Origin of the sequence: Acaryochloris sp. IP29b_bin.137, assembly GCF_028285745.1 — a bacterium.
GTDB lineage: Bacteria > Cyanobacteriota > Cyanobacteriia > Thermosynechococcales > Thermosynechococcaceae > Acaryochloris.
In genome coordinates, this window is record NZ_JANQOP010000342.1 from 1 (window position 1) to 17,083 (window position 17,083).

General features: G+C 46.6%; 15 protein-coding genes. 9 read left to right on the forward strand and 6 right to left on the reverse strand.

The genetic code is table 11. From position 1 onward, the window contains the following. Window positions 1–48: 48 nt before the first annotated feature. The 9 genes from Q0991_RS23090 (at window position 49) to Q0991_RS23130 (ending at window position 11,733) form a co-directional block, all read left to right on the forward strand. Window positions 49–519, forward strand: coding sequence for a hypothetical protein (locus Q0991_RS23090; RefSeq protein WP_299493047.1), 471 nt, complete (start codon window positions 49–51; stop codon window positions 517–519). Window positions 520–544: 25 nt separating this feature from the next. Further along, window positions 545–1,003 carry a hypothetical protein gene (locus Q0991_RS23095; protein ID WP_299493049.1) on the forward strand — a complete coding sequence of 153 codons (459 nt, stop codon included), beginning with the start codon at window positions 545–547 and terminating at the stop codon, window positions 1,001–1,003. 230 nt (window positions 1,004–1,233) lie between these two features. Continuing rightward, complete coding sequence (locus tag Q0991_RS23100) at window positions 1,234–1,629, forward strand: hypothetical protein (protein WP_299493051.1); 396 nt, start codon at window positions 1,234–1,236, stop codon at window positions 1,627–1,629. A gap of 666 nt (window positions 1,630–2,295) precedes the next feature. Continuing rightward, window positions 2,296–4,326: a vanadium-dependent haloperoxidase gene (locus tag Q0991_RS23105; RefSeq protein ID WP_299493053.1), complete on the forward strand. Its 2,031-nt coding sequence runs from the start codon at window positions 2,296–2,298 to the stop codon at window positions 4,324–4,326. 110 nt (window positions 4,327–4,436) lie between these two features. After that, window positions 4,437–5,525, forward strand: coding sequence for a ferritin-like protein (locus tag Q0991_RS23110; RefSeq protein ID WP_299493055.1), 1,089 nt, complete (start codon window positions 4,437–4,439; stop codon window positions 5,523–5,525). Between the two features lie 15 nt (window positions 5,526–5,540). Continuing rightward, on the forward strand, window positions 5,541–7,973 hold the full coding sequence (locus tag Q0991_RS23115; RefSeq protein WP_299493057.1) for a S8 family serine peptidase: 2,433 nt from the start codon (window positions 5,541–5,543) through the stop codon (window positions 7,971–7,973). Between the two features lie 120 nt (window positions 7,974–8,093). Further along, window positions 8,094–9,641 carry a LodA/GoxA family CTQ-dependent oxidase gene (locus Q0991_RS23120; protein WP_299493059.1) on the forward strand — a complete coding sequence of 516 codons (1,548 nt, stop codon included), beginning with the start codon at window positions 8,094–8,096 and terminating at the stop codon, window positions 9,639–9,641. Beyond that, window positions 9,613–10,803 (forward strand): FAD-dependent monooxygenase, encoded by a 1,191-nt coding sequence (locus Q0991_RS23125; RefSeq protein ID WP_299493062.1) that lies wholly within the window; start codon window positions 9,613–9,615, stop codon window positions 10,801–10,803. Before Q0991_RS23120 ends, Q0991_RS23125 begins: the two co-directional genes overlap by 29 nt. A gap of 75 nt (window positions 10,804–10,878) precedes the next feature. Continuing rightward, the gene (locus Q0991_RS23130) at window positions 10,879–11,733 is read left to right on the forward strand and encodes a hypothetical protein (RefSeq protein WP_299493064.1); all 855 of its coding nucleotides are present in this window, start codon (window positions 10,879–10,881) and stop codon (window positions 11,731–11,733) included. A 63-nt stretch (window positions 11,734–11,796) separates the two neighbouring features. Here the strand turns inward: Q0991_RS23130 and Q0991_RS23135 are convergent, their stop codons facing one another. The 6 genes from Q0991_RS23135 to Q0991_RS23160 form a co-directional block, all read right to left on the reverse strand. Further along, window positions 11,797–12,594 carry an efflux RND transporter periplasmic adaptor subunit gene (locus Q0991_RS23135; protein ID WP_299493066.1) on the reverse strand — a complete coding sequence of 266 codons (798 nt, stop codon included), beginning with the start codon at window positions 12,592–12,594 and terminating at the stop codon, window positions 11,797–11,799. Next, entirely contained in the window at window positions 12,543–12,830 is a 288-nt protein-coding gene (locus Q0991_RS23140) for a hypothetical protein (protein ID WP_299493068.1), read from the reverse strand. The genes Q0991_RS23135 and Q0991_RS23140 overlap by 52 nt, the downstream gene beginning before the upstream one ends. A 1-nt stretch (window position 12,831) precedes the next feature. After that, window positions 12,832–13,929 (reverse strand): ATP-binding protein, encoded by a 1,098-nt coding sequence (locus Q0991_RS23145; RefSeq protein WP_299493070.1) that lies wholly within the window; start codon window positions 13,927–13,929, stop codon window positions 12,832–12,834. Then, the gene (locus Q0991_RS23150; RefSeq protein WP_299493072.1) at window positions 13,916–14,956 is read right to left on the reverse strand and encodes a metal-dependent hydrolase; all 1,041 of its coding nucleotides are present in this window, start codon (window positions 14,954–14,956) and stop codon (window positions 13,916–13,918) included. Before Q0991_RS23150 ends, Q0991_RS23145 begins: the two co-directional genes overlap by 14 nt. Beyond that, window positions 14,953–15,888: an ATP-binding protein gene (locus tag Q0991_RS23155; RefSeq protein WP_299493074.1), complete on the reverse strand. Its 936-nt coding sequence runs from the start codon at window positions 15,886–15,888 to the stop codon at window positions 14,953–14,955. The genes Q0991_RS23150 and Q0991_RS23155 overlap by 4 nt, the downstream gene beginning before the upstream one ends. A 99-nt stretch (window positions 15,889–15,987) precedes the next feature. Next, entirely contained in the window at window positions 15,988–16,506 is a 519-nt protein-coding gene (locus Q0991_RS23160; RefSeq protein WP_299493077.1) for a hypothetical protein, read from the reverse strand. Window positions 16,507–17,083 lie beyond the last annotated feature (577 nt).

The following is a 17,083-nucleotide window of genomic DNA, read 5'->3' on the forward strand; positions in this document are numbered from 1 at the left end:
CTCCCCTTTGCCAGCCATCACTAACACAAGATTGGAGAAATATGAACAATGGCAAAAGTTGTAACCCCGTTGCTCTGTCGGGTTGAGGCTATTGGTAAACCGAGAGAATCCAGCTATGAGGTGGGAACGTATTACTATCCCACCCTGTTTATGGATCTCTCCCAACCGGATGGGTCGGATGCTGCCAAGATTTGGAAGAATCTCTCAGGGGATGAAGTTAGCCATCTAATGAGAGGAGACCAGGTAAAGCTGGTGCCAGCGGGTACGGATCGCAATGGCAAACCCAAACACAATATCTTGCTTGTAAGCAACGCTGAAACCGATAGCGATGAGCCTGATCTATTAGAACAGGACACCAAGCAAGCTATTGCCACCTATGTCCAAGAGATGAGTAAGCTCTATCGTTATTGCTGGGGACAAGCGGCCAACCAGCTGGGGGGCATGGCAACGGAAGAGGAATCCGTTAGATGTGCTGCCAGTAGTCTGTTTATTGCGGCCAAGCAAAAATTTAGCATCTAGTTACAACAGCGGGAGGTCAAGACACATGCAAACCATTGCCGTCACTGGCCCCCGCCAACTGACCTCTCAGCAGCGAGCAAAGGCTGTGGCTGACTTACAGGGATTGAGGATTTATCCAAACTGGCTGGTGGGTGATGCTTCTGGCTTAGATGAACTAGCCCGATCCATCGCTCAAACCCATCATCTGAATTTACAGATCTATGAGAAGCAATCTGAGCTACCCTATCGTGCTCAAGGGGCAGAACGCAGCACTCGCATGATCAAAGCCCTTGCTGTATTGCACGGTTCACTCCACGCCTGGCCCAATAAAACAGCTCCACACAAGTTACGACCCAGTCGAAGTTGGTCCACGAGAGCTGCTGGCTCAGGCACTTGGGGAACGATTGCCCTGGCGGTTGGTCTGGGAATCCCAGTAAAACTGCATCCACTGGTAGAGATCGATATCCCTTTATGGTTACAGAGTGAACAATTGACGATTCTGTAGGTGTGAAGTCAGTGATACACAACCCAAATCCCGTAAACCCTTACCTTCTCTCTTCTCTCTCGCTTCCCCTCTGAACTTAGCGAATGAGCACCAGTGTAGTTCTTCGATAGGTTGTGCTTCCCACCAAAGCACGGGTGGAACGAAGTGACAGCGGTGCCCCTATCTCAGGCAACATCGGTGAAGCGGCTGCAGTGAAACGGAAGCGGCTGAACACCACCAACTGAAGAAGCATGGCGAATAACCAGCAACAACGCTCCTTGGAAACCACATGTTGCCCGGCGTTGCCACCCCGGTTGGGTCGGGGGGATGGGGTGCCCCCCAAGGGAAAAGTGCAGTGCACATCGATATCAGCCCCCAACCGCTTGCGAGGACACGGACTAAACGCAGCGGAGCCTGATACTGGTTTGCGATGGCCGAAGGCCGGTCGAAGACCATCGCAAATTAGCTACCTAGCGAAGCGGAGAGCAGGAGTACCGGAAGGGTTGCAAGAAAGCCGCTGTGTGGTACCTTTATCGGCGCTGTTGTTGGTAGCTGCGCGAAGCGCACTGCTGGAGCAGGCCCCCGAGGGGCAGACTGGCGAGGGGGTAACGAAAGAATCAATCAGACCCATGATGCCGCTTCTATGAGGGGCACGGAGGCGGAGGGAATCAACTTGGAGGGAGATAAAGATTTGAGTTCCGCTGGCTCGGTGCTTCTTCTCGGTGCGTAGCACGGAAAAGATCAGTCTAATGCAAGGCACCGATTGGAGCAGCCCCCTGAGAGAGCGGGGGGAGGACGACGGCGGGCGGCAGGGGGCGGATCGCGAGGGGTGTGCCGAGGGTGGCGGGAGGATGTGGCGAATCCGAGTACATAAAAAATATTTCTTTCAACTTCCTAAAGCGAAGATGTAGCGGAATATGTGAATTTTTTTGTCTTTTGTGATGATGGCTACAATCCCGATTATATAGTTAGGAATCATGAGGATATATCTGCATCTCAATTAAGCTATTTAGCTAGATTCAAGAGGATTACTACCAGCTTCATAAACCTCCAGGAATGCATGTTGCTCAAGACTGATTTCTGTATGCGTCTGTAGCAACAAGAGATATGAAGTAATAAATACGATAAGTCAGTGCTTAGAGTCCCTTAAAGCTTCTAAGCATATGGCTCTGAGTGCTTTCTGTTAAAGAGATCTGGCACAGCATCTCTTTTATCTTTCAGTTGCTTAAGCACTGGTATGGCTTGATGAAAAGAATCTGAGTAATGTTCTACTCAGTCGTTTCTTGTTGAGAATAAATAATGAGGAGTAATTCGTGAGTATTGGAAACTTAATTCCTTTCTTTGTGGAAAGAGAAAAAATTGAGAAATCTAATCTTTCTCGCCATACTTTTTCAGGGAACTTCTTTGGACTTCAGTATTTACGAAAACTCCGTATCCGCTTCTTAAGAGCAAAATCTACTCAATTAACGAACTGTCCTGTTGAGCATGAGAACAATGGAGATGAAGTGAAGTTCCAACAACAATCCTTTGTAGGATCATTTACGAAAGGACTTCCCCATGACGAGACGGGGTTAATTCAAGAGGCTGAGCAGTTCAAACGATTTCGGGTTGCCACGCATACAGGTGATTTTTTCAGCGATGCTCAACTGCAAGTTGGCAAGACACCTGGTCGCGACTGGCGTGCTGTCAATGCTGACATCTCTATTCGCGGTTGGGAAAGTCCGGCTTCTGGGCTGACGTTTGAGATGCATGGCCCGGATAGCCATAGCGTGACGATGCCACCAGCTCCACCGCTAGGTTCTGATGAGTTGACTCTTGAGATGGCGGAAGTCTACTGGTTGGCACTGCTGCGCGATACCTCTTTTTCTGAATTTCAGGCTGGGGGAAGCGCCCCAATTCTGTTGGATGCCATCAAACATCTCAATGCTCTTCCAGGGTTGCAAGTCGGAACACCCACCAAAAACAAGCAACGTCTCAGAAACACGACAAATACTGCGTTAGACCCGCAAACGATTTTTCGGGGTGCGACTGCTGGTGACATTATCGGTCCATATCTATCACAGTTTTTACTCATTGGTACCCCTGGACATGAAAATGATTCTGCCAACGTTGAGAATGGCTTGATCGGTTATGGGGCATTGAAAATTGATCAGAAGCTGAAGTCTGCGATCGCAAATCTAGATCACATGACCACCTGGGATGTCTTTCTGGATGTTCAGGATGCAGCCAGAGTCAATGGTACTGATCAATTTGAATCCAGCACTCGATTTATTACCACTCCTCGCGATTTAGCAACCTATGTCCACTTTGATGCTTTATACGAGGCCTATCTCAATGCCTGCCTGATTTTGCTGGGTTTCAACGCTCCAGTCGATCCAGGCATACAACAACTCAATAATCTATTTTCTGAACCCGCGAGAAATGCACGAGGCGGGAAACCAGGTAATGTTGATGGCTTTGCCTTGTTTGGTGGTCCTCACGTTCTGAATTTAGTCACGGAGGTCGCAACCCGAGCACTAAAAGCGGTGCGATACCAGAAGTTCAATATTCACTGTCGCCTCCGACCAGAGGCGCTGGCTGGATGGATGGAGGCAATTCGCAGTGGTGTGCCTGAGGTATCGAGCATTAGCGACTTACAGCGCATGTATGATGCTCTGAATGCACCACAGGATGGGATTAATCTACTGGCTCAAATAGCTGAGCATAATGGCCTACAGAATGTTCAAGCCAAAAATGAGGTGCGACCCTATATCCGTGAGGATGCACGGGATAACTCAGGTACTCAAACTGTTTTGCTACCAATGGCTTTTCCTGAAGGTTCACCGATGCATCCAGCCTATGGTGCGGGTCATGCGACTGTTGCTGGAGCTTGCGTGACGATGCTAAAGGCATTCTTTGACACGGATGCGGTGTTAGGCCGTGATCCTAATGATGTTGATTCCAACGGCGTAGGAACGGTCAAAATCATAAGTCGTGCAATGTACGACGAAGGTGGATTTACTCCTGTTGCCTATGTATCTCAGGGAAATTCACTTGATGATCAAGCAGATTCACTGAATAATGTACCGCTCACAGTTGGTGATGAGTTAAATAAGCTAGCTGCCAATATTTCTATTGGTCGGGATATGGCTGGAGTGCATTACTACACAGACTATATCGATAGTTTGATTATGGGAGAAAAGGTTGCGATCGGGGTTCTTTTGGAACAGTCATTAGCTTATGAGATCTACCCAAACAATGTGCAACCAAGCTTCAAGCTAAAGACTTTCTTAGGACAAAACTTAGAAATAAGAAACGGCGGGCTAACCGCCGGAAATCAGATAATTAATTGGTGTGAATTTTGATATCACAAATGATTAGAACAAGGCAATCATCTAAGTTGCCAAACATTTTTGAGCTGAATTCTCTATAAGTTAATCATAAAATTTTGTACTCAAATTCGGGAAGCTTTATCATGCTGAGAATTCCTAGATATTTAGTGTCAAATGCTTTACTTGCAACATCAGGGGAAGACTTACATGAACTTTTACAATATGCTATTCAACTAGAACATGCTACAGTTCCTCCATACTTAACAGCATGGTATTCGATTAAAAATCCCAGTATGTCGCCTAATAATAAAGCTGCTAGTATTCTACGCCATGTAGTTATTGAAGAAATGCTGCATCTGACCATTGTGGCCAATGTCCTAAATTCTGTTAATGGCGATCCTAAATTAAACTATCCTGAATTTATTCCTAAATACCCTGACAATCTACCTTTTGATATAGGTGAAGGCGTAATTGTTAATCTAGAACCCCTTTCAAAAGAGCTTGTTGAAAGAACCTTTCTGAAAATAGAAGAGCCTGAGAATCCTATTGAATTCCCCTCACGTCTTAACCAATTTTCAGAAGGTACATTAGATATTAGTGCAGAAGGTGAGACAGGATTTGCAACTATTGGAGAATTTTATGCCGCTATCATAATGAAAATTCAAGAACTAGGTGACGCAATATTTACTGGTGATCCAGAAAAGCAAGCAACAAGTGCTTTCTTTAGTGATAGCCTGCTTTTCCCTATTCATAATGTTGAAACAGCAGTTCAAGCCTTACAAATTATTATCAAGCAAGGTGAAGGAAGTACATCTAGTCCTCAAGATGATACAGATGGCGGACTAGCTCACTATTATCAATTTGAACAAATTGTGCAAGGCCATGAATTAGTGATGAATCCTGGGTCAGAAAATGGCTATTCATATACTGGTGATGAAATTGAAATTGATCCAGATGAAATTTTTGATCTTGTTATCAATTCTAAGGCTAGTCAATATAAGGAAGGCAGCGATGCCCGAAATGCGGTCGATTCATTTAACAAGACTTATTCAAAGTTACTCAATGACTTGGAATTAGCATTTGGCGGTCAACCACAGACACTAGATTCCACAATTAGTGGAATGTTTTCACTATCTACTCAGGCAAGAAACATGATGGACTTGCAAGTCAGCACACCAGATGGAGGCAAGCATGTTGCGCCATCCTTTGAATATATGAATACGAATATTTAGAATGGAGAAATTATAATGTCTGCCAAGTATTTAGTCACGATTCAGACTGACGAAGATGGACAACTGCTCAATGGCATTGGTTGTGTACAACTCGCAAAATATCCAACTAGCTTTCTAGTCGCATGTGATGATCAACAACAAGCTGCTTTAGAGCAATCAAATTTAGATATTACTCCTCTTGAAGCACCCACTGTTAAGGTTACAGGTACTTCTTTCACTACATCTTTAGCAGTTGAAGCTAATAACATTGAGCCAATAACGTTTAATGCCAACCGTCAAGGGCATTATTTACTGGAATTCGTTGGCCCAGTTAAGGGAGAGTGGCTCTCTGCTATAGAGGAACAAAACGGCAATGTTCACTGTAGTTTGTCTAATTTTACACTCTTGATTGGGATGGCACCTGATCTAATTTCACAGCTGCAAGAGCAGCCTTGGGTGGAATCAATTACACCATATCGACCAACCATGAAAGTATCACCCCAGCTTAGAACTGGGGTTGATAGCCACTTGAATGTCCCATCTCTTACAAATTTAGAACTGGAAGAGGATACTTCTGAAGACCAAAAGACTGTCGAAGTTGAACTTTTCCCAGGTGAGAATGCTTCAGTAATCGCAGATCAGATCAGATCCTCTGGTGGAATTGTTTTCCGGCAAACTGCTACAACTGTGACAGCTTCTGTGCCACCTCGTGTTATTGCACAGGTCGCTAAAGATCAGGGTGTTGAAGCAATTCTGCCTTTCAGCTTTCCTCAATTATCTAATGACAAAGCTTCTGAAATTATGGGTGTACCTAGTAATCATGATTTTGGTAATCAGGTATTGCGAGGTGCAAACCAAATTGTGGCCGTAGCTGATTCTGGTCTGGATACAGGCAATTCTGCTACTGTTCACGCCGATTTTCAAGGTCGGATTGTTGACATTGCTAGCTGGCCTCTTTCAGACGACCCGTTTCTGGCTCGTTTCTACAATACGTCTCCTGGCAATGACGATGGGCCTTCTGACAGAAACTCTGGGCATGGAACTCATGTTGCTGGATCGGTACTAGGTAATGGTGCTGCTGCAGAGGGAGTTCCGGGGTCTACAGCTATACCTCGAGGTATAGCACCGGAGGCCCAACTCTATTTTCAGTCCGTAGAGCAAGTAGTTGACTGGAAGTCAGAAGCACAGCTTAGTGCTGAGGGCCTTGCTGTACCGTTCAGACCTTGGCCGCCAAATTCAGCTACTCTTCAGGGACTGCCTGAAGATCTCAACAACTTATTTGAGGTTGCCTACACTGCAGGTGCCCGGATTCACACTAACTCTTGGGGCGCAAATAATGCTGGAGTTTATAATGCAAGTTCTCAGCAAGTAGATAACTTTATGTGGAATCATCGTGACATTCTGATTCTCTTCTCTGCAGGAAATGCTGGGGTAGATAGAAATGGTGATGGGATAGTTGACCAAGACTCAATTGGAACACCAGCAACTGGGAAAAACTGCCTTACCGTTGGTGCCAGCGAAAATAGACGTCCGAGTTCTTCCACACCTTCCCCTGGCATTAATGCTAGGTGGCAGGACTTACGTAACTCTTCGAGTATAACTATGGCAGGTCACGTCTCGGATAATGTAGATGGCATGGCTGCTTTCTCGTCTCGTGGACCAACTGATGATGGACGGATCAAGCCTGATGTAGTAGCACCAGGGACTAATGTACTATCAGCCCGTTCCTCTCTAGTACCTGGTCCTACTATCTCTAATCCAGGTGGTCCCCTTTGGGGCGATCTTGAACCAACTGAACCACTGCATAACCTTTACTGCTGGAGCGGTGGTACAAGCATGAGCACACCACTAGTTGCAGGAGCTGCAGCAATAATTCGCCAGCATTTAGTAGAAGAACGCAGCCATAGTGAAGATGGTGTCAAACCCTCTGGTGCACTGCTGAAAGCATTTCTAATTAATGGTGCTAAACCTATGTCTGGCCAGTTCCCTGGCGAAATTCCAAGTGGACCAAACTCTGTTAGCGGTTTTGGCCGAGTCAATTTGACTCAATCCCTTATACCAGGAAGCCTTCAAAAAACGCTATTCGTTGATGAGCCCGATCAAGCAGTAGAAACTGGAGAAATTCGAACCTATAGCCTTCAACCAGTTGATGCATCTCAGCCCGTTAAGATAACACTGGTCTGGACTGATGCACCCAGCCTACCTGGCACAGGAGATTTGCAAAATCAGCTCTACCTCCAAGTTTTAGAACCCACTGGCACAGTACTAAATGGAGATATAACCCCTTTCCCAGAGGCTAGTAATAATGTGCAGCAAGTGATTATTTCTACGCCTGATGCTGCAACATATATCGTCCGGGTGCGAGGCATTTCTGTAATTCGTCAATCACCAGGTGCATCAGATGGTTCTGTACCTCGACAAGATTTTGCAATTGCTGCATCCAATGTTTCAAGCTTAAGTGTCATTTGACATATCAGCCTTAGTCGCTGTAGAGGCATTAGCGCTTAGAAAGTAATGAGTATTTTTCTAGGCTCCAAATGCTTATCAATATTGGTTGGTGATCGCCTCAAGCCAAGGAGAGATAAAGTAATGGTAAAAATCTATAAAGTATTTCCTGGAATTGGTATCGCCCGTTTGGGGAATAGCGAGAATGACTATTTCATAGGCCCTGAAGCCCCTAGAGTTGTTCCTCCTGCACCTTATCGAGATTCAACAGGTAAAATTAAACGCCAAGGTGCTCGGTTTCGCATCTATGAGTATGAAATGGACGAGTTCGGTCAAGAGACCCTACTTCGTGAGGTGACAGCAGATAATAACACCGTGATCATCTGGAGCGTTCATCTCGTCAATCGCAAAGCTGCAGGGCCAAACTTTCCTCCACTACAAACGAGCGATCGCAATTCAGGCTATGACCGTCACGGGCTAACAATTGATGCTCGTAAACAAGAAATCTCTGGCGTCAATCAAAGTTTTGGTCCTCTAAGTGGAGACATCAGTTTTATTAGAGATAACCAAACAGAAGCAACCACTACTGTGAAGCTTGGCGATTTAAAGACAGATGAAGTTGGGCGTTTAATTGTTTTGGGTGGTCACGGGCTGTCTCGTTCTCCTTTGAACGAGTCATTAACTAACTTTGCCAATAACGATGGCTGGTTCGACGATGTATCTGATGGTCCGGTGACAGCTACGGTTAATATCAGCGGAGAAACTTTCACAGCAACTCCTGCCTGGGTCGTTGTGGCATCACCAAGCTATGCTCCAGACATCCATAACATGATGACTTGGTATGACCAAGCTATCAGTGTTAACGCTAATTTCTTTGATCCAGCTTTGCAACTCAGTCGCCCCTCATTTACTCAAGATATTTATCCCATCCTCAAACGCACAGTGTTTTTACAATGGGTTAGTGAAGATGCACGCCGAGGACATGGAACAGGTAGTAGAGGCGACTTCTTAGCCACAGATAAACTAACCCAGCTAAGTGACAACTCTGATTCTGCTCGCAGCTTTCGAGAGGCTGTTTTTAATCGATTAGCAACACCTGATACACCAGCTCCACAGCCAGAGCGAATTCCCTCTTTTCCTCAGAATATGCCTAGACTCTATTCAGGTATCAATCCTAACGGTCCTACAAACCAATTTGTTTTTACCTCGCTTTCCGAGCATCAACATCGAGTCATAACCCAATGGAAAGATGGTGATTTTGACTCAGACTGGTCCGGTTCTGAAGCATCTCTTGTTCCTTTTGAGACTATTCCTGTTGATAAACAACCTGATGCCCTGAACCGAGCCGCCCTAGAAAGCTGTATTGGTGGTCCCTTTTTTCCTGGCATTGAGACCACTTATTTGATGACACTTGCAGAGACTTATAGCTCACCTTTCCGAATTGATCAAAGTAAGCCACCAGGATATCTCACCGAACGCATGGCAATACCTTGGCAAGCAGATTTCGTGGCCTGTGGAGCTTTGTGGTGGCCAGCCCAGCGACCTGTTTCTGTCAAAGTTGGTGATAACTTCGAGGACTATTCAAGGGGAGTCTCTAGTTTTGCAGGAATGGTTCGCCACTGGTCCGATCTTGGCTTCATTGTCAATGATGGAGATGAATACATTGAAACCGAACGTCAATCGATTCCATAATTCCTCCTCTCTACCAGACACAGCAGAGGTTGCAGTTGTGGGAGGCGGTCCAGCGGGCCTTGCTACTGCAATTGCCCTTGCCAACGAACAGATTCCTGTCGTTGTTATTGAGCGTAGCAATTATGATCAACCACGAGTGGGTGAACATTTGACACCTGAAGGGGTCGGTTGTCTGCAACAGCTTGGACTGTGGACACAGCAGTTTATTGCTCAGCATCAACTCTGCTATGGTGTACGGTCAGTATGGGGGGAGGCTGAAATTGCTCACAGTGACTATGTTTTCCATCCCTACGGTTGCGGCATTAATCTGAGTCGCCCTGCATTTGACATCACTCTCGCAGATTTAGCGCAACAGAAAGGCGCTCATATCCTCCTACAGAGCAAATTTAGACGTGCTCAGAGAGAAGAAGAAAAATGGCGGATTGTCTTAGAAACTCCCGAAGGTACTCAGAATATAAGAGCAAAATTTATTGTCGATGCTAGCGGGCGACAGTTAGTTCTTGCCAAGCGTCAGGGGCAAACTGCTCACATTCAAGATCAACTGATTGGGATGGTCTGCTATTTACAAACACGAAATGAAGCCAACCTACCAAGTGAGGATACGCTACTGCTAGAATCCTGCGAATTTGGTTGGTGGTACTTTGCTCAGCTCAAAAATAATCGAGGAGTCTGCCTACACTTAACAGATAGCGATCTTCTTTGCCCTGGGAAAAACGGTCATCAGAGAACCTGGCATGAACGACTGCAATCAACAATATATTTCCGAGACCTCCTCAGTCGCTACCATTCTGCGGAGAAGATACTGATTAAATCGGCACGAAGCCACTGTTTAAATCAAATAACAGGTGAGGGTTGGCTAGCGGTAGGTGATGCAGCAATGAGTTTTGACCCATTATCCTCAATGGGTATCACCAAGGGAATCAAAAGTGGGATGATGGCTGGCCAAGCTATTGCTCAATCTTTCAGGGGAGATCGAAACTTCATAATTCAATATGAAGTAGATAGAACAAGAGAGTTTAATCAATATCTAAAAATGCGATTTGACTACTATCAAATAGAGAATCGCTGGCCTAGCTCTACTTTCTGGAAACGACGTCATAAGCTCGAAATCACTAATGAAGACAGGAACACAATTTCATTATCGACTCCTATTTTTATCTAGAAAGATGTATTTTATTTTTTGCAAAGTGTATCTGCATCAATAGGCAAATAAACTACTTGATCGTGAGGTCAAAAAATGGCAAACCATCTATTCTCTGACTATCAATTCACCGAAGATGATTTCAGTCTCTCGGAGTATCAGCTTTTACGTCGTTATTCCGATCTAAAACCTAAAAGCCAATGGCGCGAAGAAGAATTAAGTGCGGCTATCAGCAATGTAAGACCACGTATTTTCGGCGAAGGTGACTCATGGTTTGACTTTTCATTTTTAGGCAGTGATGTTCTGGATAAGCTGATGAATCCCTTCAACTATGCCGTCCGACGTACAAGCCAAAGTGGTGACACATTAGCAAAAATGTGTACACCAGAGAATATTAGGAATACCGTTACATTATGCAGAGATCATGAGGCAATTGCCTTTCTGTTTTCTGGTGGTGGCAACGACTTATTTGATGGCGATCCTGAACGCGATAGCCAATTTTTCTTGCTGATGAATCAAAAAGCTGACGGTGTTCCTCCCATTCAAGAGGAGAACTTACAGGCATTCTTGGTTTACATTAAGGGACTCATCATTCAAATGGTTGATGGAATAAAAACTCTAGGCATACCAACAATTATGGCCGGGTATGGATATACTATCCCCTCAGGCAGAGGAGCACTCCGCTTTCCACGTATTGGACCTTGGTTAAAACCTGCTCTTGAGGCAAGAGGATACACTGACCTAGGGCAACAGAGAGCAATAGTGAATGATTTTGTTGATGCATTTAATGAAACACTAAGTAGTATTGAAACTGAGAGAGAAAATTCGTTCATTCATATTGATCTTCGGCAAGTTATCGTAGATCAAGATTGGCGTGATGAGCTACATTTAGACAACCCTGGTTTTGAGAAAGTTGCTGCCAAGTTTGACCAGGCTATTCAATCTATATAAAGATATCTCTATTTCTTTGAGAGAAGTAGCTTAATGGTTAGCTCCAAGCTTACTGTTAAGTTGCTAGTTTACTTGTCTATTGCTAGGTAGCTCACTAGATTTAGACTCAACATTCAAAGTCAGCTCTGCTTGAATCTCTTGATTGACTTGCCCTAGCCACCTGAATGACTGGACGGCACCATCATAGGGAGAACGCACCACTCCCAATAAACTTAGTTGTCTCTCAGTCTCTCGGATTTTTCCCAAAAGCTCTGCCCGTTTTGCTAAGATATCGGGCTTCACAGCCCGTAGTTGCTGGGCTTCCTGCAACCTAGTAACAGCGATCGCAAACTCTCCCTTTGCCGATTGATACTCACTTTCCAAAGATCTAAGCTGAGAATGATCCGGCAGCACCAATACCCGACGGGCGTATTCAGTCCAGGGAGAATCAGCATGGAAATTTGAGATCGCAACCCTGGCCCGCTCCACTTGCAATCTTGCCTGTTCCACCTCCGCTTTCTCAACCGCATCGCTGGGAGTGATTGTCTGGACTGATAACTGTTTGAGTTGCTGTTGCAATATCTCTCGTTCTTGAATAAGCTTGGCTCGAACTGAAGGGCGATGGCTAATCACCTGTCCCTTCACCACCGAATCCCCAACCTTCACCTTCAAATCCTCCGGTCGGTCCAACGTCAGTCGCAACTTCAATCGCCGGGGCGTATTCCGTTGTTGACGAGCTGGCCGAGGTGCGACCGTTGGAGATACAGCCACAATCGGCTCAGCTGTCTTATTCTCGACCTGAGGCTGGGCACATCCCACCAGCAGCAATGCTATCGCAATCCCCGTTCTCGCTTCCATTTGGCAATCAACTTTCTTGAACATCCTGTTCCCGTCACCTGTCGCACATGCTGAATCAAAGAAGAATATGTGGCCCCCGTCTCCGCCTGATCCAATGCTTCATAGACTTGAGCAATCCGTCGCCAATGGGGACCATGCGGCTCAGAGGGTGTAGACGGAGCCGATGCCTCTTGCAAATTCTGAAAAAAATAGCGATTCACCTCCACATTCAGCCAAGCCGGAACATTGTTTCTGATGACGGCTCTAACGCTGTTAATCACCTCAACTCCCCTCCTGAATTCGCTGGTAGTCAGGGGTGATCGTTGCCTGTTGAGCTTGCGTGCCAAAACGACATAATGCTGTTAGAGGCTTTAACTGAGCTACCTTCTGTTCTGCAAACCGAAACTTACGGGCTACTTTCTTAGCCTCTGTTTGGTCAACAGGTAAGACAATCTTGGTGGCAGAGTTGCCAATCACATCCAGGCTGAGATGACGTTCCGACTGAGACGCTAGGACTAATGCCAAACCATACTTGCGACCATCAGCGATGATCCGATCGCAAGCCGAACCAGCTACCTTGGGCATCTCTTTGGCTTCATCTATGAACAAATAGGTGTGAGGTAGCTTACCCTCAATCTCTCCTCGTAGCCGATGATTGTTCATCAGTTGACGGGCCAGGGATTCAGCAGCGATTGCCGCTAACTCAGGGGGCAACTTCGACAAGTCAACCCGGATCAGCTTCTCGCTCAAATCCGGTTGAGCCCGATTAAAAATGCCATAGGTAAAGGTCGCTGCCAACTTAAGCTGCAACTTCTGACTATCCTTACAGCCATCCTCAATTCGGTCTTCAATCACCTTTTGCACATCCGTAAAGTTGGGTGGTTCTCGTGTCCAGGTTGAGGTATCAGACTGGAGAATGCCTCGACGGTGATAACACTCTCCCAAAACCTCCAATGCTAGCCCCTCCTGATTGGGACCTAGCCGTAAGGTTTTTTTGAGTAACGCTGCCACCTGGATTGACTGCAAGTTGGGACCCCCACCCTCTGGATCCAAATTCAACACCAGCAGATTGATGCCCCAATCACTGTTCATATGGAGGGGATAACAGATCTCTCCCTTGATATCTTGATCACCATGAAAGTCGATCAAGATGACTTGGATTTGAGGATAGGTCTGGTGGAGAGCATAGGCGATCGCTTTCAGGGTCTGCGTCTTGCCCGACCCACTCGCACCAATCGCCACGATATGGCCATTGGGTAGACTCTCAGGATTCCAATAGGCGCTACCCAACAGAATTCCATCTTCATCTATGAGATCAATGTTTTGTTGAACATCAGGACTAAGAACTGGCTGCGGTAGAGGTTTCTCACGAGCGAACATTAATGGTCCTCACAATGAGTGATCCGGTGGCAAAGTAGGAGCCGAGTTGTCGAGCAACTTCCTGTGGACTGGCTGATACGAGATGTGCGATCGCATATCCTTGAGCAGGCTGTAACGTAATCGTGCTGAACTGCTGAGGGGTGGTTCGCAACTGCAAATCCTCGGAATCTTCTACCGTCAGCGTCCCAGTAATATAGGTGCGTTCTGGCGGTAAATTGGCCACCGTAGCATAGACATCATCACTATCGAGGAATATTGACTGCAGCTGTACCGAAATGGGCGAACTTCGCTGCACCTGAATTTGACTGGCCAGAATTTGTGATTCCTGGCTAACGCCTACCCGATAAACAATTCCCTGTTTATCTTTGACCAGCAAATCATTCTGAGTCAGGGGCTTAATCACCTCAAAGCTGGCATCAATGCGTTGTTGGGTAATGGCATTCCGACCACGAATATGGGCAATCATCAGATATTTACTTCCCTCTTCACCCACAATTTCTACGGCCCCACTGGGAACACCCAGCACCTTATTGAAGGCAGTAAGGACGCCACCATTGCTGTTGATGTTTATGGTTGCGATCGCAACGGCAAACAACGCAGCAAATACAAAAACTTCTGCACCACTGCCAGTAGACAACCTCATACGAGGATTGCCAGGAATTACCAACCGAGCAGAGCTGGGATAAAATGCACAGACCCCAGACTTCGTAAACACATCCCCAAACCAACCAAAGAAATAGCCTAAGACAAATGCTTGCCAAGCCACTTGCTTCCAAAACATCAGAGGTAAAGCCACAAAAGCAATCAAACCAGTCGCGATAAAGCTATGGGTCACCGACCGATGAGGAAAGCGCTTTTCTAACCTTCGGCTAATCGGAAACAGAATTCGACCAGGTAGCGATTTGCTCGTATCCATATCTGGGAGCTGGGCTGCTAGGGCAGCCGCTCCCAGCACAACTGGATCTGCTGTCCCCATTGTCAAAGCAGTTCCCGCAATACTCAAAGCCGTATGGGTGACAATCATCATCGGCCTAACTTTCCTGACTTGCGAGGCATGGCATAGACCAGTAGACGAATTACCCCCACGGCCACCGTGAGAATGCCACCAATCAAATAGAGGCTAGTGCTGTTAAGCCCCAGGCCAATAAAGCGAGTAATCACCAACACCATCAGTCCAGCGATGAGAAACGGAGTGCCATCAATCCATTGGGTATGGTCCGGGTTGGTCGCATCCAGGCCCAGATATTCCTCACGAACAACTCGTTGAGCCAGCATGGGATTACCACCACAACGCTGCTGCAATTTGGACAATTGCGATGGCATCATGTCAATACCTAGATTCTGAGCCGTGGACCGCATAATCTGACGAATCGGTTTATCGGGTAATGGCTTCAATTCAATTCGAGGAAGTCGTAAAAAGATATCTCGGGCTGGTGGGAACGTCGCTAGCAGTAATAGAGATTGACCTTGCTCATGAAGTTGAGCAAGCCAGGTGCGAAACTGAACCGTATACCGATGAGCATCATCACAAATCACAAAAGCGGTATTGTCTTTCAGCCATTCTGCGATCCCAGTCGATAACTGGGTTGATGTCAGAGATTTGCCTTCTATGGTTTCTGTCTCTACACCTAACTGCTGGGCTATATCCAGATAGGATTGTTTGGCGGTTAGGGGATGTGCGATCGCAACCATGAATCCTAATTCCTGCAGCTCTTCGGCCACGGCTTCCCCCAGAATGCTTTTGCCGATGCCAGCCTCACCCACAACTAGCAAGCTGGAGTTAGCCTGAAGGGCGGCAACAATCCGATTCTTTTCTGCCTTTCTATAGAGGGGAAGGGAAACGGAACTGGCAGGGACGCTGGATAGGGATCTTCGCTGGGAGCCATCCTTAGAAACGGCATAGAGATAGACGCGCTCCTCACCATTGGCGAGTCGGCGTTTGTGGCGTTTAATCGGCATTTTGTTGAGTTCCGATTGGGGGTTCCGATTTGTGGGGACTCCCTGGAGGTCTAGTGAGGATGAGGGTGATACCGATTGCGATCGCAGCAATCAATACCGTTAGCAGACGACTTCGACGACGTTCAGCTTGGAGTCGCTTGGCTTGCCATTGAGCGATTTCGGAGATTGTATCGAACCATTCCCCCCAGCCGTGATCTGGGCTAGCGGGGTGGGGGATAAAAAATGGTCGGGGTCATAGTAGACGGCGACACCCGCTAGCATTTGCTTGAGCTGGGTTTGGGAGTCATTGACAGCCTGCTGTAGCTTGGGATCCGTGAACTGACGAGAGGCACAATGCATCATGGTTAGGGCATCTAACGAAATCAATAACCCTGCAGCTCTGTTTTCTGCCGCCTGCTGGACGTAGCGTAGATCCTCCTCTGCACCTGCTGCAGTCTCTGAATCGGCAGCAGTGTGGGCCTTCTCGCTGACAGACTGCTTTTGTGAAGCAGCCCGATGCTGCACCTCTTCTAGGACTGCTTCGGGGTATTCGTTGGCTTTAGGATAGCCAAGTTCAGCTGCGATCGCCTCAATCTTGCGGCGACTGCCATATTTCATCAGTTCGGTGATTGGTACCATTTGGGATTCCTCATCTTTTCTAAAAGCTCTTGCCTGCTACCGCCACGGGCGTAGTGTTGATTTATGGCCCTCAGCTGAGCCATCTGCACCTCGTCAAACTCCTGTAATCCAAGTTCAAAACCCAGATCAGCGCACCACTTGCTAATCAAGCTAGGGTCAAGGGGATGGAGAGGCGATCGCCCCCGCTCCTCTGACAACAGCAATCTGGCCTCCTTACGAGGGAGCAATAGAGATGAACCCTTCATAAACAAGCATGTGAATCATTCAGGCTGATGGCTCACCCTCAAGAGAGCAAACTACATCCATAGTAGTTCATATGTATCATATAAGCCTTAGCGCTTTTCACTGAGGATGAGTAAACTCAAGAAAGCACCTTATTTGCATCAAATTTGATGCTCTAGCACCATGCTCAATATTGCTCGGGATATTAACTCTCTATCGAACTTCAAGCGGCATACTCAAGATTTTATGCAGCAGCCTTTGGGGATGACAAGGGTTTCACAATGTGTTCTGAATCAGTGATAGCGCCCTCATGCCTCTCTGGTAATTGAGTCGTTTATGGGGTTTCAGTTGCATT